Origin of the sequence: Gleimia hominis, from assembly GCF_032085515.1 — a bacterium.
GTDB classification, from domain to species: domain Bacteria; phylum Actinomycetota; class Actinomycetes; order Actinomycetales; family Actinomycetaceae; genus Gleimia; species Gleimia hominis.
The window spans coordinates 1,258,753-1,282,915 of the sequence record NZ_JASXSX010000001.1; the positions used below are offsets into that span (position 1 = coordinate 1,258,753).

The following is a 24,163-nucleotide window of genomic DNA, read 5'->3' on the forward strand; positions in this document are numbered from 1 at the left end:
CTGCAAAAGACGATAGTCCCGTTCAGTATAATGCCCGAACATAAGCTAATCCACCGTTTCCACGCGGCACACCAGTACACTAGCAGTGTGAAGGAAAACAGGCTTTACCACTACGACGCGGCCGACCGGCAGCGTCGCGCACAGGAGCGGCCCAAGTCCGCTTCCCGCACAGATTTTGAACGCGACCGCGCGCGCATACTCCACTCCGCCGCGTTCCGCCGCCTAGGCGCTAAAACCCAGGTGCTGGGCCCCTCGTCGGACGATTTTATCCGCACCCGACTCACTCATTCCCTCGAAGTTGCGCAAGTTGGACGCGAAATCGGGAAGGAACTTGGGGTGGACCCCGACGTGGTGGAAACCGCGTGTCTGGCTCACGACCTGGGCCACCCACCGTTTGGCCACAACGGCGAAAAAGCACTCAACGACCTCGGGCAAGAATGCGGTGGTTTCGAAGGGAACGCGCAAACCTTTCGGATTGTCACGCGTTTAGAACCAAAAGTTGTGGGCGCAGAAGGGGAACCCGCCGGCGTGAACTTAACGCGCGCGAGCCTGGACGCCGTGTGCAAGTACCCGTGGCAACGCGGGCAGGGGCCAGACGCAGTTAAATCAACCCGCAAGTACTGCGTGTACACAGACGACGCCCCCACGTTCACGTGGATGCGCCGCGGTGCCCCAACCGGGCAACTGTGCATAGAAGCACAAATCATGGACCTGTCCGACGACATCGCCTACTCCGTACACGACATTGAAGACGCGATCACCACCCGCAAGTTCGCCCCCCACAAACTTCGAGACGACAAGGAGTTCGCAGGGATTTTGCAAATGCTCAGCGAATGGGTGGGCCACCCCCTCGAAACCGGTAAATACGAAACCGCGCGCAAGCGCCTCCTGGACGACCCGTACTGGATAGAAGACTTCACGGGTGACTACGCTTCACGGGCCCAGCTCAAAGACATGACGTCCCAACTGATCGGCCGATTCTGCTCAGAAGCTGTGCACGCCACGCGCGAGTCCGATCAGCAGCACTGGATACAACCGAGCGGCCCCGCGCCCTCAAACGCAAACGCCCCCAGCCTAGGGCGCTACGAAGCCGCCCTGCAGGTACCGGAAGAAACCCGGGCGGAAATCGAACTACTCAAAGGCATCGCCGTGTACTACGTCATGGCCCCGCGCGAGTTTGAACCCGTCTACCTACAGCAACGCACCCTGTTGGCTGACCTCGTTGACGCACTCGTGAACAGCAAATGCGAACACCTCGAAGAACCATTCGCAACCGCTTGGCGCCGCGCCTCAACGGACGCCCAGCGCCTGCGCGCCACAATCGACCAAGTTGCTTCCCTCACCGACACGTCCGCGAATCAGTGGCACGCGCGGCTATGCGGCCTGTTCTCCACAACCTACTAGAATCCACAACCTACTAGACTCCACACTCCCTCCGAGAAAAGGCCCGCAGCTTTCTAAACCCGCGTACAATCGCTATATTTAACGCGAAGGGTGAAGGGGAGGGCATGGCAGGACTCATCGCGAAAGAAGACATCGAACGAGTACGCGAACGTATCAACCTGGAGGACATCGTTTCCCAGTACGTGACGCTGCGTTCCGCCGGAGTGGATTCCCTCAAAGGCCTATGCCCCTTCCACGACGAAAAAACCCCGTCCTTCCACGTCCGCCCCGCCGTTGGGCGCTGGCACTGCTTCGGCTGCGGAGAAAACGGAGACGTCTTCTCGTTCATCCAACAAATCGACCACCTGTCCTTCACCGAAGCAGTCGAATACCTCGCGCAAAAAGCGAACGTCACCCTCCACTACGAGCGGGGCAGTAAACGCGAAGCCGCCCAATTTGGGAAACGACAACGCCTCATAGACGCCCACCGAATCGCAGAAGAGTTCTTCCAAAAGAACCTCGCAGCCCCCACCGCGCAGGCCGCCCGCGACTTCCTCGGTGCCCGCGGGTTTTCCGAAACAACCGCCCAGCACTTCGGCATCGGATACGCCCCACAAAGCTGGAACGAACTCACCGACCTGCTGCGCTCACGCAGCTTCCGCGAAGACGAAATCCTCACCGCCGGCTTAGCCAGTCAAGGTCGGCGCGGCCTCTACGACCGATTCCGGGGCAGACTAATCTGGCCCATCCGCGACCTCACGGGCGCAACCATCGGGTTTGGGGCGCGCCGACTTACCGACGACGACCAGGGCCCCAAGTACCTCAACACCCCAGAAACCCCGATCTACAAGAAATCGCAAGTACTGTACGGACTGGACCTGGCGAAACGCAATATCGCCAAAAAACGTCGCGTAGTAATTGTCGAAGGGTACACGGACGTGATGGCAGCGCACATCGCGGGCATAGACACCGCGGTAGCCACGTGCGGCACCGCGTTCGGACACGAGCACGTAAAAATCATCCGCCGCCTACTGGGGGACAGCGCAGACCCCGCTGCCGGAGTCCGTCTGGCTTCTGGCCGATCTCGAGGTGGGGAAGTGATCTTCACATTCGACGGTGACGAAGCCGGCCGCAAAGCTGCGCTCAAAGCCTTTGCCGAAGACCAGAACTTCGCCTCCCAAACATTCGTCGCCGTGGAAAACACGGGACTCGACCCGTGCGACCTGCGTTTAGAACGCGGCGACGACGCCCTGGTTAAACTCATCGAGTCACGCAAACCACTGTTCGAGTTCGCGATCCGCTCTTCCCTCAAGAATCTGGACTTGAACACCGCGGAAGGCCGCGTGCGGGGACTTCGCGAAACCGCGCCGATCATCAACCAGATCCGCGACCACGCGCTACGCCGCGAATACAGCCGCGAACTCGCCGGTTGGCTCGGCATGGACGAGCGCGACGTGAGCCAAGCAATCCGCCACTCCAACCGGGCCACAAGCCGGGAACAAAACCAACGCGCCGAACTCCCTCTGCGCGCCAGTACCGACCCGGTGGAGCGGTCGCAAAGGCAAGCGCTTGAAGCCGTACTGCAACGCCCCGCGGACGTAATGGGCATTGGGTTCGATGACCTGGACGGAGACACGTTCGCCACCCCAGCCCTGCGATCCGTACACGACGCAATCCGCGCTGCCGGTGGGCTACACGCATTCGCCGACGAACTCCAAATCGCCCAGGCCCAAGAGGCCGACGCAGACCAGGCGCTCGCGGTGGCGTCCTCACGCTGGCTCAACACGATCACTGACGACACGGATCCGACGGTGAGTAACGTGATTTCTGCGCTGCTAGTGGCACCGCTGCCTCAAGATGACCCCACGCGGATCCGTGAGTACGCGCAAGGTGTGGTGAAATCCTTGGTGCAACACGGGTTCATCCGCGAGATAGGAAAGTGCAAAGCGCAGTTAGCGCGCCTAGACCCAGAGTCGGACGAGCACGCGCAGGTGTTCCGCCGTCTCGTCACACTCGAGGAACAGCGCAAAAACATCCGGTGAAAACCGCTCTGAAGGCGCGCCGACAGCTTCGACCTAAACGGCCTAACAGGGAACTGGGCAGGAACGGCCTAACAGGGCGCTGGGCAGGAACGGCCTAACAGGGCGCTGGGCAGGTAAGAAAACTGCGCAGGAAGCGTATGAAATCCGCGCGCAGAAGGTACAAGAAGTGCCCCGGGCGGGGCTCGAACCCGCGACAAACGGATTATGAGTCCGCTGCTCTAACCGACTGAGCTACCAGGGCGCGCTCTAAGCATGCCAAAAAAACAGTCGCTGAATCAAATCAAATGCGCTTCTCCGCCCTCGTGTCGAAGTGTCGCGTGTGCGTTCAGCATGTATCGCCTGCCCTGCGCGGATTACGCTGGCTCCACGTGAAATCGGGCCAGTTCCTGGGAGTATCGCCACGGGCTCTGGAGGTCTTGGCGGAAATCATCTAGCGTAAAACCATGAGTCGAGTAGATCCTAAACTTCTTGCAAACCCGCCGTGGGTGCAAACCGATGCGACGCGCCCGCAACTGCCCTTAGAGTCTGGCGCCACAATTTTGCTCGCCCACGTGGGGCCGGCCCTCATGCATGAAAATGAACTGAACCTGCTGGGATACTGGCATGAGGTGCAGCACGCGCGCTGGGACGGGAAGACGCGGCAACTGACGATCACGTGGGTGGATCCGAGCCGACCCCCGCTGGTGGCCACCGGGGCGAGTGCGGACCCGACCGTGTTTATGCGGTCGATGGAGGAGTACGTGAGTTACTCACTGGTGACGATCGCGACGCGCGAACTGGACAACGGTACCGCCGCGACCGTGCAAGTGCGGCGCGGGCCAGATGGGGAACTATTCAGCGTTGCAGTAGCCGACGGGCCACTAACCCCCGCGGGGGAAACCGAAGTGGAAGCCCTGGAAACGAGCCTGCGGGACTCGGTGGGGCTACCCCGTAAATAAATAGTGATGATGACCTCACGCGCGGATTTTGTGTCGGTCAGGCAATCTTGGTAAAGTTTCTACCGCAACGCTTTCCCGCGTAGCTCAACGGCAGAGCATCCGACTGTTAATCGGACGGTTACTGGTTCGAATCCAGTCGCGGGAGCTCCTAACGTTCAAGCCCCATCTGGGCTTGGGCGTTTTCCAAATTACGAGCTCTCTCACCAGTGTGAACTGGTCTACGTCGAATTTCGCTCTTAGCTGTGCGTTCGTGCCAAACGAACCCGTAGGTTTAGAGTGTGTCAAGTCAATTTCATTAGTGCTTTTCATTATTTCTAAGAATCGTTGGGAAAACTATGCTTTTAAGGGTCGCGAAACGCGCCGTTAGCAAATTTTGGTTAGCCGCCATAGGGGTGGTGGTGCTCCAGTTGGGGCAGGCACTTGCGCAGCTATATTTGCCTACTTTGAACGCGCGCATTATTGATGAGGGAGTAGCTAAAGGAGACCTGGGCTACATCTGGTCTACGGGCGCGGTGATGCTGGCGCTCGCACTTGGACAAGCGGTGCTCGCGATCGGCGCGGTTTACTGCGGGTCGTACTTAGGGATGCGCACCGGGCAGGATTTGCGCACCCGCGTGTTCGAGAGGGTCAGTTCCTTCTCGCAAAAAGAGATCGCCCAGTTCTCACCTGGTTCGCTAATTACCCGTTCCACTAACGACGTGAACCAGATGCAGTTGTTCTTCGGTTTCGGCTCGATCGCACTTGTGTCCGCGCCGATCATGTCCATTGGTGGGATTGTGATGGCGCTGCGTGAAAACGTGGGGTTGGGCTGGCTGATGGGGATTTCCATTCCCCTCCTACTCGCGATCACGCTGGTTATCATTTCGAAAATGGTGCCGCTGTTCCGTTCATACCAAGACCGGATCGACGCCGTGAACTTGGTGCTGCGCGAACAGCTGACGGGCATTCGGGTGCTCCGCGCGTTCGTACGTGAAGACACGGAACGCACCCGGTTCGCGAAGGCGAACGAAGACATGACCGACGTATCCCGGCGCGTGGGGCAACTGTTCATAATCATCTTCCCACTCATAATGTTTGTACTAAATGCCACGGTTGTCGCGATCTACTGGTTCGGTGGCCACCAAATCGAAGCGGGCACCACGCAGATCGGGACGCTGGTTGCGTACATGACTTACATGATGCTGATTTTGACGGGGATCTTGAACCTGTCGTTCATGTCCGCCATGATTCCGCGGGCAGCCGTGTCAGCAGAACGAATCTGTGAGGTACTAGATACGGACACGTCATTGGAGCCACCCGAAAATGGGGGAACCGACGTTACCGTGCCCGGCCAGGTGGCGTTCGAAAATGTAACGTTCGCGTATCCAGGTGCGGACGAACCAGTGTTGGACGGCCTTGACTTCGAAGTCACCCGTGGGCAAACCCTCGCGTTCATCGGCTCTACCGGCGCTGGCAAAACCACGGTCGCGAACCTGATTCCCCGCCTTTACGACGCCACCGGTGGCACCGTGCGGGTCGGGGGTGTAGATGTACGTAAACTCGCGGAATCGCAACTATCACAAACCCTGGGGTACGTGCCTCAAAACCCGTATTTATTTGCCGGAACCGTGCGGTCGAACATGCTGTTTGGAAACCCGGATGCGTCGGAAGAGCAGATTTGGCGGGCCCTCGAGCTGGCGGAAGCCGCCGAGTTCGTGCGAGACATGCCCAAGGGCCTCGACAGTCCAATTGGGCAAGGGGGCAGCAACGTTTCGGGTGGGCAGCGGCAACGCCTGTGTATCGCCCGCGCGATCGTGCACGAACCAGACGTGTTTATCTTTGACGACTCCTTCTCTGCCCTGGACCTCACGACGGATGCGCGGGTGCGCGAAAAAATCTGGACCGCCCTGCCGCAGGCAACGAAAATCGTGATTGCCCAACGCGTATCCACCATTACCCAGGCCGACCAGATTATTGTGCTCGAGGCCGGCCGGGTGGTTGGGCGCGGAACCCACGAACACCTGCTTGAGCACTGCAAAGCTTACCGCGAGATCGTTGACTCCCAGATAGGGGTAGAAGCATGAGTAAGACGAAACCTTCATCCCGGGCAAACCAGGCCCCTGAAGATGTTGAAGAGGAACTGGACGAGTCTGCTCACGGGCGCCGCCCAGACCGGAAGGCTCAGCATTTCTGGGCTTCCATGCGTAAACTCCTGGCCTTGTTGGCGCCTTGGAAATGGCGGTTCGCAGTAATTTTTGGGGCCAGTGCCCTGTGGGCTGCGATGACCGTTATTGCCCCGCGCGTACTTGGGGAAGTGACGAATACGCTTTTTGAGGGCGTGTTCTCTAAGCACATCCCAGCGGGAGGGACAAAAGCGTAGGCGGTGCAGATGCTGCGCGATTCGGGCCACGAGGATATCGCGAACATGGTGTCCGCCATGCACATCGTGCCTGGTCAGGGCATTGATTTTAACCGCTTGGCGATGCTGTCGATCATCGTGCTGCTGATTTACTTAGCGAGCAACCTGCTTGACTTCTACGTGGGTTGGAACATCAACCGCGTGGTTGTGAAAGCACTGTACGACCTGCGCCGCCAGGTGGAAGAGAAGATCCACGCGCTGCCGCTGTCGTATTTTGATCAGATGAAACGCGGGGACCTCATTTCGCGGGTCACGAACGACGTGGATAACATCACGAACGCGCTGCAACAAACCCTGTCGTCAGTAATCACCTCCGTGTTCTGGGGCACGGGGCTGATCATCATGATGTTCGTCACGTCGTGGAAGCTCGCGTTGGTGGCAATGACGATCCTGCCGATGATGGCGCTCATCGTGCTCGTAATCGGACCGTTGTCCCAAAAGGCATACGGCCGCCAGTGGGCCGCCACGGGGCGGTTGAACGCGCGGGTAGAAGAGAGCTTCTCGGCCCACGCCCTGGTGCACGCCTTCGGCCGTAAGCAAAGTCAGGCACAAGATTTCGCGCAAGAAAACAACGAGCTGTACTCCGCTTCACTGCGAGCCCGGTTCCTCGGGGGCATGATGATGCCGCTAATGACGTTCGCGGGCCTACTCGCCTACGTGGGGATCGCGGTACTAGGGGGCCTGCAGGTGGCTATGGGCCAGATGCGGCTCGGTTCCGTGCAGGCGTTCATCCAGTACTCCCAGCAGTTCAACCAGCCGATTGGGCAGCTGTCTCAAGCCGTGACCGTGATGCAGTCTGCCGCGGCGTCAGCCGAACGGGTGTTTGAGATTCTGGAGGCCGAAGAAGAAACGCCAGCCAGTGAACACCCCGCGCAGCTGCAACCGGGGCCAGGACACATTGAGTTCCGCCACGTGAACTTCTCTTACAACCCCGACGAGCCCCTCATCGAAGACATGAACTTGGATGCGAAACCGGGGCAGACGGTGGCGATCGTGGGGCCCACCGGCGCGGGGAAGACCACGCTGGTGAACCTGATAATGCGGTTTTACGAGATCCAGTCGGGCACCATTTTGCTAGATGGGCAAGACACGCGGGAGCTGACGCGTCAGGACCTGCGTTCTCGCGTCGGCATGGTGCTGCAAGACCCGTGGCTGTTCCAGGGCACGATCGCGGAGAATATTCGTTACGGGCGCTCCGACGCGTCGGACGAGGAAGTGTTGGCGGCCGCGAAAGCCAGTTACGTGGACCGGTTTGTGGCGTCCCTCCCGGATGGTTACGACACGGTGTTGGAAGGTAACGCAGACAACGTGTCTGCCGGTGAACGGCAGCTAATCACCATTGCGCGCGCCTTTATTTCTGACCCGGCGATTTTGATTTTGGATGAGGCCACATCGTCGGTGGATACGCGCACCGAATTGCTGTTGCAAAAAGCAATGGTGGCGCTGCGCCACGGCCGCACCGCGTTCGTGATCGCGCACCGGCTGTCGACTATTCGCGATGCGGACGTGATCGTGGTTATGGAGCACGGCAGCATTGTCGAACAGGGCACTCACGATGATCTGCTGGAGCGCCGCGGTGCGTACTGGCGGTTGTACAACTCCCAGTTCGAAGAGGCGGGGAACTAAGCCCCGGCCTTGGCGGGGCCGCCGGTTACTGCTGCGGAGGCGTCAAAACGGCTTCCGCGTGGCCGCTGCGGACCGCGAGAAGTGTGGTGTTAAGGAGCTGCTCGACTGCGAGCGGCTCCTTTTCGCCCGGCAGGGTCGCGTTCGGAGCGGATGCAAATAACTGCAAGTTCACTTGCAGTAACTGCCGGTACAGGTGCGCGGTTCCTTTGGTGGCCCCGTCTCTTTTGGAAGCCGCGCTTTCCTTGGTGGCCGCAGTTTCTTTGGCGGCCGCGTTCTTGATGTCGCATGAGGGCAGGCGGCGGTCCGCCACCTCGGTGCCCGTGAGTGTGCGCGTGACGGTGTCGAGCAACTGCTCGCGCAGCGCGGTGGCGTGGGCGAACTGCGGTCCGTCTTTGTGCTCAGCTTTGGAGTTATCCATCTGAAGTGGAATGCGTTGCGCGAGGCAATCCCAGTCGCGCACCGCACGTGCCAACGCCAGTTTCTGCTCATTATCTAACGCGGGCGCCGCGTCGTGGCCCGGAGCTGGGCCAGCCAACCAGGTTTCTATTCGATTTTGATCCACACCGTCTTCTTGGGCAATTTGGAGGGCGTCCGCGAGCCGGGCAACGCTCACCCACGCGTAAGTGGTCCGTTCGCGTTCGGGAACAGAGATGCGCGCCGTGTTCAAATCTGCAAGCGCGGTATCGATGCCGTAGCGGGCCAAGTCAGCTGCGGTTTTCGCAACCGGACCCGCCGCTGGTGCCGACGGCGCACGGTTTGGCGCCGGACTGCTCCACGGCTTCCACTCACCTCCGAGCAGGTGCAGCCGGGCGCGTGAGCGGTCGAGTTGGTCGGCACCTAGTTTCAAACTCGCAACCCCACCGGCGAACGCCTGCTCGTGTTTAGCGGCCGCCACCTGTACCTGTTGCGCGTCCGTGAGGTCCGGTAACGTGGGGGCTGATCCCTCAAGATAAATCCCACTACAACCACTGGTCACGATCGCTGCCGAAGCAATAACGGTACAAAGTTGAAACGCATGATGTGATCGCAGCTTAAATGACACGTTTAAATCCTGGCTGATACTCGTGAGACAATCGGAACCGGTAGAATCAAATTCCACTACAAATAGGAGCATAGTTGAGTAACGGCAACGCGGAACGGAAAATCACGCAACTGGTGGCGCCTTGTGTGTCAAATCATGATCTGTTTTTGGAAAAGGTCGTGCTCACTCACGCGAACCCTCCGCTATTACGCATCACAGTGGATCTTCCCAGTGGAACTGGTTCTATTGATTCGCAAGCGGTAGATGCGGTGGCGCGCGATATTTCTGAGGTCCTAGATGACGCGGATCCAATTGCGGGACGCTACACGCTCGAAGTCACGTCCCCGGGGGCGGAGCGCAAACTTACGACCGCGCGGCACTTCGAACGCGTTGTCGGCCAGCCGGTGGAGATAACTACCGTCGACAAGCAAAAACTTCGCGGTCGGCTGATTGCCGCGGACGAAACCCGAATCGTTTTGGCGCCATTGAAACTGCGGCGCAAAGAGCAAGCTGAGGGCAGCGATGTTAACACCGTCGTTGAACTTGATAATATCGCTAAGGCACGTTCACGCGTTGAGTTCGGATCGCAAGGAGAGTGAGGGCACGTGGAAATAGATATGAGGGCACTGCGCGAAGTGGGGGCGTCCCTAGAGGTTGATGGTGACACCCTGGTGCAGGCCGTGGAAGAAGCATTGCTGAAGGTCTACCACAAGATGCCCGGAGCTATCCGCCAGGCCCGGATCGACATTAACCAAAAGACCGGCAAAGTATTGGTTATGGCGACTGAATACGATGAGGACGACAATCCGATCGGTGAGTTTGATGACACGCCCCGCGAGTTCGGGCGGATCGCAACTGCCACTGCACGTTCGATTATTGCGCAGCGCCTTCGCGAGGCTGATGACTCGAAAGTGCTGGGTGAGTTCCACAACTCGCAGGGTAAAGTTGTGGTCGGAACAGTTGACGTGGAACGAGGCCCCCACCTCACGGTATTGAAAGTGGGGGAGTACGAGGCGATTTTGCCGGATGCGGAACGCGTGCCCGGGGAACATTTTGAGCACGGCGAAATGGTGCGCGTGTACGTGGTTGATGTGTCTCGAGGTGAACGTGGCGTGCGCATTACGGTGTCGCGCACTCACCCGGGCCTCGTGGAAGGGCTATTTGAACGCGAGGTGCCTGAAATTGCGGATGGGCTAGTGAAAATCAAGTCGATTGCGCGGGAGGCCGGGCACCGGTCTAAGATCGCGGTGGCTGCTACCCGCGAGGGTGTGAACGCGAAAGGTGCGTGCATCGGCCCGATGGGGCAGCGGGTGCGTGCGGTCATGAACGAGCTGCGGGGCGAAAAGATTGACATTGTGGACTACTCCACAGACCCGGCGCGCTACGTCGCGAACGCGCTTTCGCCCGCCCGCGTTTCCTCAGTGGAAATCGTGGACGAAGAAGCGAAACGCGCGTCCGTAGTAGTGCCGGATTTCCAACTGTCCCTAGCGATTGGGCGGGAGGGGCAGAACTCGCGCCTTGCCGCCCGCTTGTGCGGATACCACATCGATATTCACTCCGATACGGCGTCTGGCCACGGCGTGCTCACGTCCGACGTTTCCCGCCCGGACGTGACCAGTGGCTCACAACCTGAGGGCGAAATCGACGAAAACTAACGTTAAGATGGGGTTGATGTCACCTGTCTATACGGACCGAAATGTGCCTGTCCGCACCTGTGTGGGGTGCCGCAGACGCAAACCGGCGAGTGACATGGTGCGATACGTGTGGGATGCATCCGCCCAAACAGTTGTTTTAGACTCATCCCGGAAACGGTCGGGACGTGGAGCTTGGATGTGTGACGATCCGAAATGTCAGCAACGGGCAGAGCGCACGCGCGCGTTTAACCGCGCTTTTCGACTGTGACATCAACAGTTGCAAATAATTAGCAACAATCCAGTGCACAGGGTGTGCACTGCGGATGAGTAAACGGAAGCGGGTTGGAAGCTGATGGGCACCCGATGAGTACCCAGCGATGAGCTGCCAGCAAGAATAAGACATCCGTCCTGTTCAGGGGCGGATCTGAACAGGAGAATTGTGGCGAAATTACGTGTACACGAGCTCGCGAAAGAGCTCGGAATCACGAGTAAAGAATTACTAGCGCACCTAAAGGAAAGCGGCGAGTTCGTAAAAGCTGCGTCCTCAACGATCGAACCTCCAGTGGTTCGGCGTATGCGCGAAGAATTGGGTGGAAAATCTTCCGCGAAGAAGAAAGCGGACTCGAAGAAATCCAAGACTAAACCTTCAAAACCGGCGTCTAACAAAGGCAAGTCGGCGCCTAAACAGTCGTCAAAAACAGCGGCTAAGCAGAAAGCGGAAAAATCTGGTTCGAGCAAACCGGCTGCGCCCACTAAGACGGCGAAAACCTCGGCGGCAAAACCGGAGGAAACCGCGAAGCCGGAGGCGAAGTCTAAGAAGACTAAATCCGCGATTCCAAATCCGGCGCAAGTGCTGCGCAAGGTAACGGGTAAAGGTAAGGCAAAAGACAAGTCGGCGGAGATGAAACCGCAACGGTCCGCGCCCCGACCTGGGCCGCGTCCGGGGAACAACCCGTTCGCGTCTTCACAGGGCATGCCTCGCCCAGGCGGAACGAGCGGGCGACCCGCACCGAAGCCGGGGCCGCGTCCGGGGAACAACCCGTTTGCGTCCTCGCAGGGTATGCCTCGCCCCGGTGGGTCATCCGGCCCCGGTCGCGGTGGCAACCAAGAACGTGCGGGCCGGGGACGGGGATCAGGACGGTCACGTTCCGGTGGGGGTCAAAACCGTCGGCCTCGCCCCAACCCCTCAATGATGCCGGGGCGCGCAGCCCTGGACTCCGCGGACCTGTCGTCAAACAAGGGGCGGTCCGGTGGTCGCGGTGGCCGTGGACGCGGTGGGCAAAACCACGGCGGACCCGGCCGGGGCGGTTTCAATCCGCATCCCGGTGGCGGTCGTCCACCCCGCGGTGGTCGCGGTGGACGCGGTGCCACGCAGGGCGCATTCGGTCGCGGCGGCGGTAAACGCAACCGTAAGTCCAAGCGGGCAAAGCGCCAGGAGCTCGAGCAGCAGTCAGCACCCGTAATTGGTGGGGTGCAGATTCCTCGTGGAAACGGGAAGACCATCCGCATCCGTCAGGGTGCCTCGCTAGCTGATTTCGCGGACCGCATCGATGTGAACCCGGCTTCGCTCGTCACCGTCTTGCTGCACATGGGGGAGATGGCGACCGCTACGCAGTCGTTGGATGAGGACACGTTCAAGCTGCTCGGCGACGAAATCGGGTACAAGATCGAGGTCGTGTCCCCCGAGGATGAGGACCGTGAACTGCTCGAATCGTTCGACATTGACCTGGAGGCGGAGGAAGAAGAGGACGAAGAGAACCTCCAGCCCCGCCCACCGGTGGTTACCGTCATGGGTCACGTTGACCACGGGAAGACGAAGCTGTTGGACGCAATCCGCCGCACGGACGTCGTGGACTCCGAACACGGTGGGATTACGCAGCACATTGGTGCCTACCAGGTGCACGTAGACCTGGATGATGAAGACCGCATCATCACGTTCATCGACACGCCCGGTCACGAGGCGTTCACGGCGATGCGTGCCCGCGGTGCGGAAGTTACCGACATTGCGATCCTCGTGGTGGCTGCGGACGATGGCGTGATGCCGCAGACCGTGGAAGCCATCAACCACGCGCAGTCCGCGAACGTCCCGATTGTGGTGGCGGTAAACAAGATTGATAAGCCCGAGGCCAACCCCGGGAAGATCCGCGCGCAACTAACTGAATACGGTTTGGTTTCCGAAGAGTACGGTGGGGACGTCATGTTCGTTGACATTTCCGCGAAGCAGGGAACTGGGGTTAAGGATCTTCTTGAGGCCGTGTTGCTAACGGCGGATGCAGCTCTGGATCTGGAAGCGAACCCGGATACGGATGCGCGCGGGGTCGCGATTGAAGCGAACCTGGACCGCGGCCGCGGCGCTGTCGCAACCATGCTGGTACAGCGTGGGACGCTCCGCATTGGGGACGCCCTCGTGGTGGGCGCGGCACACGGCCGCGTGCGCGCGATGTTCGACGAGTTCGGTCACGACGTGGAAGAAGTCGGGCCGGCCTCACCCGTCCAGGTACTGGGCCTGACGTCCGTGCCACGCGCGGGCGACTCCTTCCTCGTGGCGTCGGACGATCGGACCGCCCGACAAATCGCGGAGCGACGCGAATCGGTTGAACGGCAAGCCCAGTTGGCTCGCCGCCGCAAACGCATTTCCCTCGAAGAGTTCGACCAAGTCCTCAAGGAAGGCAAAGTCGACATGCTCAACCTCATCATTAAAGGTGACGTGTCGGGTGCTGTGGAGGCCATGGAAGACTCGCTGCTCAAGATCGACGTGGGCGAAGAAGTTGGATTGCGCATTATCCACCGTGGCGTAGGTGCGATTACGCAAAACGACGTGAACCTCGCGACCGTGGACAACGCGGTCATCATCGGGTTCAACGTGCGGCCAAACGACCAGGTATCCCGGTTCGCCGAAGAAGAAGGGGTGGAGATCAAGTACTACTCCGTCATCTACCAGGCGATTGAAGAGGTTGAAGCGGCCCTGAAGGGCATGCTGAAGCCGATTTACGAGGAAGTGCCGCTGGGCAGTGCGGAAATCCGCCAGGTCTTCAAGTCCGGTAAGTTCGGCAACATTGCCGGCTGTATAGTCAAGAAGGGCGTTATTAAACGCGGAAGCAACGCCCGCCTTATCCGCGACGGCATCGTCTTGCAAGAAGAGTTGGAGATCAAGTCTTTGCGCAGAGAGAAGGATGACGTTACGGAAGTCCGGGAGGGCTACGAATGCGGGATGACGCTGGGGTGGAAAGATATCGCGGAAGGCGACATCATTGAAACCTGGGAGATGCGCGAAAAACCGCGTGACTAACAGTGTTTAGAACCGGAGCCACCGGCCCGCGCGGGGAGCGTCAGGGCCGGTGGCTCTCCTGCGATTAACGCGCGGACCTTCGTTCGCGCGAGTTTTTAACGAGTACATGAGGAGTAATCGTGGCCGATCTGAATAGACAACGTAAAGTTGCCGACCGGATCAAGCAGACTGTGGCGCACATGCTGGAGCGGCGGGTTAAGGACCCTCGCTTAGGCTTCATTACGATCACGGACGTGCGCGTAACCGGTGACCTGCAGCACGCCACCGTGTTCTACACGGTGTATGGCAGTGAAAAAGAGGCGCGGGACACGGCGGCGGCGCTGGAGTCCGCGAAAGGGATGCTCCGTTCCGCGGTCGGGAAGGCGCTGGGGATCCGATTGACCCCAACGCTGGAGTTCGCCGCGGACGGGCTTGCGCAAAGCGCGGCGCGCATGGAAGAAGTGCTGGCGGCCGCCCGGGCAGAAGACGAGCGGTTGGCAGAGCAGGCGCGCGGAGCTAAATACGCGGGTGACGCCGACCCATATCGCGACGACCCCGCCGAAAACTCGTAGGCCCGCGGTGAGACAGCGTCTGGACGTGCCGCGGGCGGGTCGCAGTGCGGCGGATGGATTCGTGATCGTGGACAAACCCAAAGGGGTTACGAGCCACGACGTGGTTGCGGCCATGCGACGGCTGTGCGCAACCCGCAAGGTGGGGCACGGTGGAACCCTGGATCCAATAGCCACGGGCGTGCTCGTGATCGCAGTGGGACGCGCCACCCGCCTCCTGCGCTACGTGAGCGAGCACGACAAGGCCTACGAAGCGCAAATAACCCTCGGGGTCAGTACAGAAACTGATGATTCGGAGGGCAGCGCTTTACAGACCCCCGGGTGCGCGGCAACACCGGATCAGATCGATCGTGCAATCGAGAGGTTTACCGGTCAGATCGAGCAGGTGCCAGCCGCTGTTTCTGCTATTAAAGTCGGTGGGCAACGCGCCTACGCGCGCGTGCGTTCGGGTGAGGCAGTGCAACTGAAGGCGCGGCCGGTGATTGTGCGCGAGTTTGTGCGCACCAGCGAGGTAGAAAGCCTCGAGCTACCGGTGGATGCGCGGACCGTAACAGTTGAACAGTTTGATGCTCACGTTGAGTGTTCTTCTGGCACGTATGTGCGGGCGCTGGCCCGGGACGTGGGTCAGGTGCTCGGCTGCGGTGGTCACTTGACGCGGCTGCGCCGAACTCGCGTGGGCGCGTGGAGTAAGCCGCGGACGATAGCGGAGATGGTGGCAGAAGTGGAGGCAGCGGGCAGGGTAGAAACCTCGGGGCTAACAGCGGCGTGTACCGCGCTGTTTCCCCAGGTGGAGGTTTCGGATTCCGCGGCGCAACAGCTTTCGCATGGGAACACGCACGGCCTCGACCTAGCGATCCAACCCGGCGCCCGCGCGGTAGCAACTCACGAGGGCCGCGCCGTTGCTGTGGTGCGGATGGAACAGCAACTAAAAGCAGAGCTGGTGTTCGCATAGAGCGAGTCCGTTTGAATCGAGTCAGTCTGGAGCGGTTTCGCCTGAATCGAGTTCGCTTGGAGCGGTTTCGCCTGGAGCGGTTTCTCCTAGCGTGTAATACTGCCTAAAGCATCAAGTAAATGGGGTTACCCCCGGTAGGGTGGGATCCCGGTAAGCAAGGAGGGGAATATGGATAACTTAGCTAATGGACGTCTAGAACTTGGGTTGCGCGATAAACATGCGCCCGGTAAGAACCCGGGCGAAGGTTGTGCGTGCGGTCGCCATGGCGGCCACGGTCATGGGCACGCGCATGGAAACGGTGGTTGCGGCTGCGGCCACGGACATGGACAGGGTGCAAACCAGGGCCACGGTGGTTGCGGTTGCGGCCACGGCCACGCACAAAAGGCGCAGGATACGCAGCAGGCCCACAGCGGTTGCGGTTGCGGCCACCAGCACGAAGGCTAGTTCGCCATGGTTATGAGCGTGTGGCGCAGCCTCGGCGAAGTGCCTGCAGATCTGCGTTGCGTGGTGACGATCGGGAACTTCGATGGGGTTCACGTGGGGCACCAGAAGGTGTTGAACGCTTGTATTGAACGCGCGAAAGCCCGGGAGCTACCGCCGGTTGTGGTCACTTTCTACCCGCACCCGGTGCAGGTGCACCATCCGGAACGCAACTTGCAGCTCATAACTACTTTGCAAGATCGTTTGGATGCGTTGGCGGGGCAGGGGATTACACACACGCTCGTGCTCACGTATGACAAGAGTTTGTATTCTATGTCACCGCGCGAGTTTGCCCAGCGGGTGCTGGTGGATTGCCTGGGGGCACAGGAAGTGGTCGTGGGTGAAGACGTCCTGTTTGGGGCCGATAACGCAGGTGATTTAGATACGTTGCGTACCCTGGGTGGGGAGCTTGGGTTTGCCGTTAAAGCAGTTACCGATTTGGAATCTGCTGAGGGACGGCGGTGGTCTTCCACGTGGATTCGTGAGCTTTTAGCTGAAGGTGATGTGGCAGGGGCGGCACGCGTGTTGGGGCGGCCGCATCGTATCCGCGGAATTGTGGAGCACGGTTTTAAGCGGGGACGAAAAATTGGCTTCCCCACGGCTAACCTGTCTGCCAGTATCGAGGGGGTTGTGCCCGCCGACGGGGTGTACGCCGGGTGGCTTTCGATGCGAGTTAAGGATGCGCCCGCGCACGTGTTTTTACCAGCTGCCATTTCCGTGGGGATGAACCCGCAGTTCGATGGCGATAAACACACGGTGGAAGCTCACGTGCTGGGCCGGCACGATTTAAATATTTACGGTGAGGAAGTGGCTGTCTCGTTCGTCGCCAGGATTCGCCCGATGCTTACGTTCCGTTCGGTCGATGAGCTGCTGAGCACTATGGATGACGACATCCGGAAGGTTGCGTCCATCTTGGGTGTAACCGTTTCGGGGCGGGTGGATCCAGAAGCTGTGACCGCGCGATAGGTGTTGCGGGTGACACCCCGGGTAGACCGGGGAGATGCGGGGCGGATCACGTTGCGGAACTGTTGGGAGCGGGAGTTCGCCTGGTAAGCTGGTAGGGCCGTTAGATCGGCCACGGATTGTATGCGCGGAAGAAAAGGCTCCGCAGCTCCGTGCAACGAACAGAGGAAAGGGAGACGATGGCTCTCAGCAAAGAGGTAAAAGAACAGATCGTTAAAGAATACGCAACCCACGAGGGCGACACGGGCTCCCCGGAGGTGCAGGTCGCGCTGCTGACCCGCCGCATTAAGGATCTGACTGAGCACTTCAAGACTCACACGCACGATCACCATTCGCGCCGGGGTCTGATGCTGCTGGTAGGTAAACGCCGCCGGCTGCTCGGGTACTTGGCGAGCATCGACATTGAGCGTTACCGCTCGCTGATTTCGCGACTGGGTCTGCGTCGCTAGTTTTAACCGGTCCGGCTCACTTGAGCCGGGCCGCTTTGGCGTTTTGACTTGGAACGCCGAGATTTTAATAGGACAGGTACGGTAGCGATACCGTAGGTAAGTGACATGTAAGCCCGGGTGTTAAGCGGTCTTCGGTTGTGGCTTTCGGAAAGCGAGTCATCCGAGGGCTTCCATCGACGGCCGATTCACCGGGAGAGATTAATCAGTAAAGGAGAAATCTTCTGATGATGGAAGGTAAGGATCTCACGGCCGCTGAAACCGTGATTGATAACGGTAAGTTCGGTAAGCGCGTGATCCGTTTTGAAACGGGTTTGTTGGCCCGCCAGGCAGCCGGGTCTGCGATGGTGTACCTGGATGACGAGACGGCGATTTTGTCGGCTACCGCGGTGGGTAAGCACCCGCGCGATCAGTTCGACTTCTTCCCCCTCACGGTGGATGTGGAAGAGCGGGCTTACGCGGCCGGGAAGATCCCGGGTTCTTTTTTCCGGCGTGAGGGGCGGCCAGGTACGGATGCGATTCTGGCTTGCCGCTTGATTGACCGTCCGCTGCGCCCCGCGTTCGTGAAGGGCCTGCGGAACGAGGTGCAGGTTGTGGAAACCGTGATGGCGGTGAACCCCGACGATGCGTACGACGTGGTGGCGATTAACGCGGCGTCGATGTCCACGCAGATCGCGGGCCTACCATTCTCCGGCCCGATCGGGGGGACGCGTTTGGCGCTGATCGATGGTCAGTGGGTTGCATTCCCGCGTTACAGTGAGCTCGAGCGGTCCACCTTCAACATTGTGGTAGCTGGCCGGATTGTAGATGGCGACGTGGCGATCATGATGGTTGAAGCCGGTGGTGGCGACGACATGATCAACGTGATGGAACGCGGTGGCACGCGCCCGACTGAGGACGTGGTGGCCGACGGGTTGGAAGCCGCGAAGCCGGTTATCCGCCAGCTGTGTGAAGCCCAGTTGGAGGTCGCGAAGACCGCGTCGAAGGAAACCGTGGAGTTTGAACTTTTCCTCGACTACACGGACGAACAGTACGCGGCTGTGGAACAGCACGTGAGCGCGGACTTGAAGGAAGCCCTCACGATTGCGGGTAAGCTCGAGCGGGAAGCGCGGATAGAAGAGATTGAGCAGAAGCTGCTCGAAGACCTCGCGGAGGATTTTGAGGAGCAAGAAAAGGACCTCAAGGCTGCGTTCCGGTCGTTGGAGAAAACTTTGATGCGCGACCGGGTGCTGCGCGAAGGTAAGCGCATTGACGGGCGTGAGCCGAAGGAACTGCGCACCATCACGGCGGAAGTGGAGATGCTGCCGCGCGTTCATGGTTCCGCCTTGTTCCAGCGTGGGGAAACGCAGATCCTCGGGGTGACGACGCTGAATATGCTGCGGATGGAGCAGCAGGTGGATTCCCTGTCACCGGTAACGTCCAAGCGCTACATTCACCACTACAACTTCCCGCCTTACTCCACGGGCGAGACGGGCCGCGTAGGTAGCCCCAAGCGCCGCGAAATCGGACACGGCGCGTTAGCTGAACGCGCGCTCGTCCCGGTTTTGCCGTCGCGCGAAGAGTTCCCGTACGCCATCCGGCAGGTTTCGGAAGCACTGGGGTCGAACGGGTCCACGTCGATGGGTTCGGTGTGCGCGTCCACGCTGTCACTGCTGCAAGCCGGGGTGCCGTTGAAAGCTCCGGTTGCGGGGATTGCCATGGGCCTGATTACCGGTGAGATAGACGGGCAGAAGAAATCCGTGACCCTAACTGACATTCTGGGGATCGAAGATGGGTTCGGCGACATGGACTTCAAAGTCGCCGGCACTAAGGACTTCATCACCGCGTTGCAGCTGGATACGAAACTCGACGGGATCGACTCCGACGTGCTGAAGTCCGCGCTCGCGCAGGCCCGCGACGCCCGGCTGAAAATCTTGCGCCTCATGAACCAGGCGATTGACACGCCAGACGAAATGTCTCCATTCGCCCCGCGGATCATCACGGTGCAGGTGCCGGTGGATAAGATCGGGGAGGTCATTGGGCCCAAAGGTAAGATGATCAACCAGATTCAGGAGGACACGGGCGCGGACCTCACGATTGAGGATGACGGTACCGTGTACATCGGAGCGGAAACCGGTGAGGCAGCGGAAGCCGCCCGCGACCTCGTGAACTCGATTGCGAACCCGCAGCTACCCGAGGTTGGGGAGCGTTTCGTTGGAACGGTCGTGAAAACCACGTCGTTCGGCGCGTTCATCTCGCTCACTCCTGGTAAAGATGGGCTTTTGCACATCAGCCAGGTGCGCCGCCTCGTGGGTGGCAAGCGCATCGACTCCGTTGATGACGTGCTGCAGGTTGGGCAGCAGATCGAGGTGGAAATCGCTGAAATCGACCAGCGCGGTAAACTCTCGTTGCACGCGGTGTTGGACGAGGAAGCACTGGCGCAGGAAGCGCAGCAGAAAGAGAACCACGATTCGGAAGGCCATGGGGATAAACCCCGTCGCCGCCGCAACTCGGACCGGCCGCGCCGTCAGCGCACCCGGTCGCGCCGCCGCGGGGAGGACAACAACGACTCGGACGACGAGTAATCAGCGTCCCCTGCATGCAGGGAGTTGACTCCTGATTCGTGATCCAGCACGTGCTGATCCTGCGCGCTGGGTAACCCGGCGCGCAGGCGCGAACAGGTGACGAACAGCTGAGCACAGGCGGGTGTGGGCACGGTCCACACCCGCCTGTTGTGTTGTTTTTCTGCGGCAATGTAGACTAACCGTGATGTCAGAAGATTTTATTGAACTCCCCTTAGTGGCGTCCACGGACCCGTTGGCGACAATGACCGTGATGGACGACGAAACCCAAATAAGGCGCAGTGTACTGCCCGGTGGGGCAACCGTGTTGACTCAGACGATCCCGGCGCAACGTTCCGTGTCTTTATCCGCGTGGTGTCCGGTTGGCTCCCGGCATGAGCCGGAGCAGTACGCGGGCGCCACACATTTTTTGGAACACTTATTGTTTAAGGGCACGCGGTCGCGTTCAGCCCAGCAGATCGCGAATGCTTTCGACGCGGTTGGGGGCGAGTCGAACGCGGGCACCACAAAAGAGTTCACTTACTATTGGGCGCGGGTACTGCAAGAGGATTTACCGATGGCCGTGTCCGTACTGGGCGACATGGTGACGTCGTCAGTGATTGACCCGGAAGAGTTTGAACGCGAACGCACAGTGATTCACGACGAGATCGCGATGGGTAACGACGATGGCGGATCCGTGGTGCATGAGAATTTTGCGCGCGCAGTGTTCGGCGCTAGCCCCTTGGGTCGGCCCATCGGGGGCACGGTGGAAAGTGTGAATGCGGCGTCGCGCCAGGACGTGTGGCAGTACTACCAGGAGCGGTACGCGTCGGAAAGCATCGTGTTTGTAGCAGCGGGCGCGGTTGAACACGACCAGTTGTGTGCGCTGGTGAACGCGGCGCTGCAGGACGGGGGATGGTCCACCGATCCGCAGCGCGTACCGACCCGGCCTACGGGCATGGACACGCACATTGATTACCAGGCACGCGAGCTCGTGCGCCGCAAGGAGGGCGAGCAGGCGCACGTGATTGTTGGTGGCCGCGGCCTGGCGTGTAATGACGACCGCCGTTCCGTCATGTCCGTGTTACTGGCGATTTTGGGTGGTTCGATGTCTTCGCGCCTGTTCCAGGAGGTGCGGGAGAAACGCGGGTTGGCGTATTCCACTTACGCATTCGACTCTTCCTACGTGGACGCGGGCCTGTTTGGCCTGTACGCGGGGTGCGCGCCCGGGAACGTGGAAGCGGTTGAGGATTTGATGCGGTCGCAGCTTGAGGACTTAGCGGCAGCTGGGCCAACGGAAGAAGAGATGGTGCGGGTGCAGGGGCAGCTCCGCGGTGCGTTGGCGCTGGGGCTGGAGGATTCTTCTGCCCGCATGGTACGCCTTGGTCGCGCCGAGTTGGTGCACGGCCGGTTCCGCCCGGTAGACCGAGTTTTGCGCCGCCTGCAAGAGGTCCAGCCCGAGCAGGTGAGTGAGCTAGCGCAGTACCTGTTGGAGCAGCCGTGGTGCCGCTCCCGGGTACTGCCACCGCAGTGACGGTTTAGGTAGATGGGTGGCGAGCACAGTTATGGGAAACGAAGTTAATGTAAAACTTGGCGCGCGACCCGACCGGGGGGTGCGCGCCGCACAACCGGGTGATGGTGCGTTCATGGCGCAGCTGCAAGCCCAGGGAATGGCCCGTTCCCTGCAGCGGGGTTTGGAGCAGGTGGCGGCGAAGCCCGAAATGTTTGACGTACGTGCGATGACGCAGGTGTGGGAACAGTCGATTCGCGCTACTTCCCAGCCGGGCCAACGCATCTTGGTTGCCACGCACGAGGGCGAGGCCGTGGGGTTCGCTGCGGTGGCTTCAGGCGAAACCGTTAAAGGCGGCCAAGGTGAGGAAATTATTGCGTTTGAGGTCGCGGCTGAGCGGTTGGATGAGGGCCATGCTGAGCGCCTCATGGCGGCGGTAACGGATCTGGCGCAAGAAGACGGGGCAACGCACGTGAGTATGTGGGTGGTGGCCGATGATGAGCCGCGCACCGAGTTTTTGGAATCGTGCGGTTTCGGCCCCTCCGGTGGGAAACGCACCCTCCAGATCGGAGTGGAAAAAGTGGGGCAGCACCTGTGGTGGGCTGGCCTCGAGAAAGAAGTTGAAAATAAACGCGAGACTCCGTAAACGCCTCGAACATGGCACAATCGTAAATATGATGTCTTTACTTTCTGAGTTACCCGAACCCGGCCCGTTAAAACCCGACACGCTGCGAATCACCCCGCTGGGAGGCCTGGGGGAAATCGGGCGGAACATGACGGTGTTCGAAATTAACTCAAAACTACTAATCGTCGACTGTGGCGTACTCTTTCCCGAAGAGCAGCAACCCGGCGTGGACCTGATTCTGCCGGATTTTACTGCGATCGAAGACAGGTTAGACGACGTCGTGGGGATGCTCCTCACACACGGTCACGAAGACCACATCGGAGCGGTTCCCTACCTGCTGAAACTGCGGCCCGACATTCCGATTTACGGATCCGAACTCACGTTGGCGTTCGTGAAACCAAAACTGGATGAGCACCGGATCGCCAACACTAACCTAAACGTGGTTGAGGACGGGCAGAAGGTAGACCTGGGGGAGTTCTCGTTTGAGGTCGTTGCCGTAACCCACTCTATCCCGGATGCGCTGGCGGGCATGATCCGCACCCGCGCGGGGAACGTGCTGATCACCGGTGATTTCAAGATGGACCAGCTGCCGTTAGATGGGCGCCTGACGGATCTGCGGGCATTCGCCAGGTTCGGGGAAGAAGGCGTGGACCTGTTTATGGTGGATTCCACGAACGCAGAAGTCCCCGGTTTCGTCACGCCAGAGCGTGAAATCGGACCCGTGTTGAACCGCGTTGTCGCAGCGTCGACGGGGCAAATCGTGGTGGCCTCATTCGCTTCTCACGTGCACCGCGTGCAACAAGTGTTCGCGGCCGCGCAACTATCGGGACGCAAAGTTGCCCTCATTGGCCGGTCGATGGAACGCAATATGCGGATCGCACAGGAACTGGGGTACTTGGAAATCCCACAGGACGTCCTCGTGTCGCAGCGTGAAGCGGCGCAACTCCCCGCGAACGAACGGTTGTACATGGCAACGGGGTCGCAGGGTGAGCCGATGGCGGCGCTCGCGCGGATTGCGAACGGGGAACACCGCACCGTGGAAGTGGGGGAAGGGGATACCGTGATTTTCGCGTCCTCGCTGATTCCCGGTAATGAGAACTCCGTCTACCGCGTCATCAACGGCCTCACGCGACTTGGAGCGCAGGTGGTACATCAGGCGAACGCAAAAGTGCACGTGTCCGGACACGCGGCGGCCGGGGAACTACTCTACTGCTACAACATTGTGCAACCTCAGAACGTGATGCCCATCCATGGGGAAGTGCGGCACCTGGTGGCGAATGGGGAACTGGCTGAAAAAACCGGTGTTGACCCGCGCGGAATAATCCTCGCGCAAGACGGCGTTGCCGTAGACCTCGCAAACGGGCGCGCCCAAATCGCGGGGCTGCAACCGTGCGAATACGTCTACGTGGACGGCGACAGCATCGGGGAGATCTCAGAAGAAGAACTCCAAGACCGGCTGGTCCTCGGATCCGAAGGGTTCATTGCGATCTACGCGGTTGTGGACCTCGAAATGGAACGCATCATGTCAGGGCCAACGGTGCGCGGCGTGGGACTTGCCGAATCTCCAGAAGTGTACGAACAAATCCAACCGGACTTAGAAGACGCGCTCGCAGCTGCCGTGGCTAAAAAAGGTGCTACCGCGTACTCGTGTCAACAGGCGATGCGCCGCGTTATGGGCCGGTGGGCAGCCCGGAAACTGCGCCGCCGCCCCATGATCGTGCCGGTCGTAGTGGTAGAAGAATAGACGGTAAAATCTACCCGTAGTGAC

At 60.0% G+C, this 24,163-nt stretch carries 20 protein-coding genes and 2 tRNA genes; 19 read left to right on the forward strand and 3 right to left on the reverse strand.

Translation table 11 applies throughout. From position 1 onward, the window contains the following. The first annotated feature begins 30 nt into the window (after positions 1-30). Positions 31-1,404 carry a deoxyguanosinetriphosphate triphosphohydrolase gene (locus QS713_RS05380; RefSeq protein WP_313273095.1) on the forward strand — a complete coding sequence of 458 codons (1,374 nt, stop codon included), beginning with the start codon at positions 31-33 and terminating at the stop codon, positions 1,402-1,404. Positions 1,405-1,508: 104 nt separating this feature from the next. Next, complete coding sequence (dnaG, locus tag QS713_RS05385; protein ID WP_313273096.1) at positions 1,509-3,425, forward strand: DNA primase; 1,917 nt, start codon at positions 1,509-1,511, stop codon at positions 3,423-3,425. Positions 3,426-3,592: 167 nt separating this feature from the next. Here the strand turns inward: dnaG and QS713_RS05390 are convergent. After that, positions 3,593-3,666, reverse strand: a tRNA-Ile gene (locus QS713_RS05390). A 202-nt stretch (positions 3,667-3,868) separates the two neighbouring features. On the opposite strand from QS713_RS05390, the gene QS713_RS05395 reads away from it, so the two are divergent. The 5 genes from QS713_RS05395 to QS713_RS05415 all read left to right on the forward strand — a co-directional run bounded on the left by QS713_RS05395 (position 3,869) and on the right by QS713_RS05415 (position 8,387). Beyond that, positions 3,869-4,363: a hypothetical protein gene (locus QS713_RS05395; RefSeq protein ID WP_313273099.1), complete on the forward strand. Its 495-nt coding sequence runs from the start codon at positions 3,869-3,871 to the stop codon at positions 4,361-4,363. Positions 4,364-4,436: 73 nt separating this feature from the next. After that, a tRNA-Asn gene (locus QS713_RS05400) sits at positions 4,437-4,508 on the forward strand. A 247-nt stretch (positions 4,509-4,755) separates the two neighbouring features. Next, positions 4,756-6,426 carry an ABC transporter ATP-binding protein gene (locus QS713_RS05405; RefSeq protein ID WP_313273101.1) on the forward strand — a complete coding sequence of 557 codons (1,671 nt, stop codon included), beginning with the start codon at positions 4,756-4,758 and terminating at the stop codon, positions 6,424-6,426. After that, entirely contained in the window at positions 6,423-6,722 is a 300-nt protein-coding gene (locus tag QS713_RS05410) for a hypothetical protein (RefSeq protein ID WP_313273103.1), read from the forward strand. Before QS713_RS05405 ends, QS713_RS05410 begins: the two co-directional genes overlap by 4 nt. Before the next feature lie 9 nt (positions 6,723-6,731). Further along, positions 6,732-8,387: an ABC transporter ATP-binding protein gene (locus QS713_RS05415; RefSeq protein ID WP_313273105.1), complete on the forward strand. Its 1,656-nt coding sequence runs from the start codon at positions 6,732-6,734 to the stop codon at positions 8,385-8,387. 25 nt (positions 8,388-8,412) lie between these two features. On the opposite strand, the gene QS713_RS05420 is transcribed toward QS713_RS05415, so the two are convergent. Next, entirely contained in the window at positions 8,413-9,363 is a 951-nt protein-coding gene (locus tag QS713_RS05420) for a hypothetical protein (protein WP_313273108.1), read from the reverse strand. Between the two features lie 179 nt (positions 9,364-9,542). Between QS713_RS05420 and rimP the strand changes: the two genes are divergently transcribed. From rimP to truB, 6 genes are all read left to right on the forward strand, one after another. Then, positions 9,543-10,007 carry a ribosome maturation factor RimP gene (gene rimP, locus QS713_RS05425; protein WP_313273786.1) on the forward strand — a complete coding sequence of 155 codons (465 nt, stop codon included), beginning with the start codon at positions 9,543-9,545 and terminating at the stop codon, positions 10,005-10,007. A 6-nt stretch (positions 10,008-10,013) separates the two neighbouring features. Beyond that, a complete protein-coding gene (gene nusA / locus QS713_RS05430; RefSeq protein ID WP_102215920.1) occupies positions 10,014-11,063 on the forward strand; it encodes a transcription termination factor NusA in 1,050 nt (349 codons plus the stop codon). A gap of 16 nt (positions 11,064-11,079) precedes the next feature. Beyond that, positions 11,080-11,310: a YlxR family protein gene (locus QS713_RS09170; RefSeq protein ID WP_376779558.1), complete on the forward strand. Its 231-nt coding sequence runs from the start codon at positions 11,080-11,082 to the stop codon at positions 11,308-11,310. A 171-nt stretch (positions 11,311-11,481) separates the two neighbouring features. After that, a complete protein-coding gene (infB, locus tag QS713_RS05435) occupies positions 11,482-14,331 on the forward strand; it encodes a translation initiation factor IF-2 (protein WP_313273114.1) in 2,850 nt (949 codons plus the stop codon). A gap of 119 nt (positions 14,332-14,450) precedes the next feature. Then, positions 14,451-14,882: a 30S ribosome-binding factor RbfA gene (gene rbfA / locus QS713_RS05440; RefSeq protein ID WP_102215918.1), complete on the forward strand. Its 432-nt coding sequence runs from the start codon at positions 14,451-14,453 to the stop codon at positions 14,880-14,882. A gap of 7 nt (positions 14,883-14,889) precedes the next feature. Then, a complete protein-coding gene (gene truB / locus QS713_RS05445) occupies positions 14,890-15,831 on the forward strand; it encodes a tRNA pseudouridine(55) synthase TruB (protein ID WP_313273120.1) in 942 nt (313 codons plus the stop codon). A gap of 192 nt (positions 15,832-16,023) precedes the next feature. Here the strand turns inward: truB and QS713_RS05450 are convergent, their stop codons facing one another. Beyond that, on the reverse strand, positions 16,024-16,260 hold the full coding sequence (locus tag QS713_RS05450; RefSeq protein ID WP_313273122.1) for a hypothetical protein: 237 nt from the start codon (positions 16,258-16,260) through the stop codon (positions 16,024-16,026). 27 nt (positions 16,261-16,287) lie between these two features. Between QS713_RS05450 and QS713_RS05455 the strand changes: the two genes are divergently transcribed. From QS713_RS05455 to QS713_RS05480, 6 genes are all read left to right on the forward strand, one after another. Continuing rightward, positions 16,288-17,277 carry a bifunctional riboflavin kinase/FAD synthetase gene (locus tag QS713_RS05455; RefSeq protein ID WP_313273788.1) on the forward strand — a complete coding sequence of 330 codons (990 nt, stop codon included), beginning with the start codon at positions 16,288-16,290 and terminating at the stop codon, positions 17,275-17,277. A 176-nt stretch (positions 17,278-17,453) separates the two neighbouring features. Continuing rightward, entirely contained in the window at positions 17,454-17,723 is a 270-nt protein-coding gene (rpsO, locus tag QS713_RS05460) for a 30S ribosomal protein S15 (RefSeq protein WP_102215916.1), read from the forward strand. Between the two features lie 224 nt (positions 17,724-17,947). Beyond that, positions 17,948-20,284: a polyribonucleotide nucleotidyltransferase gene (locus QS713_RS05465; protein ID WP_313273125.1), complete on the forward strand. Its 2,337-nt coding sequence runs from the start codon at positions 17,948-17,950 to the stop codon at positions 20,282-20,284. 184 nt (positions 20,285-20,468) lie between these two features. Beyond that, entirely contained in the window at positions 20,469-21,794 is a 1,326-nt protein-coding gene (locus tag QS713_RS05470) for a M16 family metallopeptidase (RefSeq protein ID WP_313273127.1), read from the forward strand. Between the two features lie 16 nt (positions 21,795-21,810). Continuing rightward, positions 21,811-22,416, forward strand: coding sequence for a GNAT family N-acetyltransferase (locus QS713_RS05475; protein ID WP_313273129.1), 606 nt, complete (start codon positions 21,811-21,813; stop codon positions 22,414-22,416). 28 nt (positions 22,417-22,444) lie between these two features. Then, positions 22,445-24,139, forward strand: coding sequence for a ribonuclease J (locus tag QS713_RS05480; RefSeq protein WP_313273131.1), 1,695 nt, complete (start codon positions 22,445-22,447; stop codon positions 24,137-24,139). The last annotated feature ends 24 nt before the right edge of the window (positions 24,140-24,163 follow it).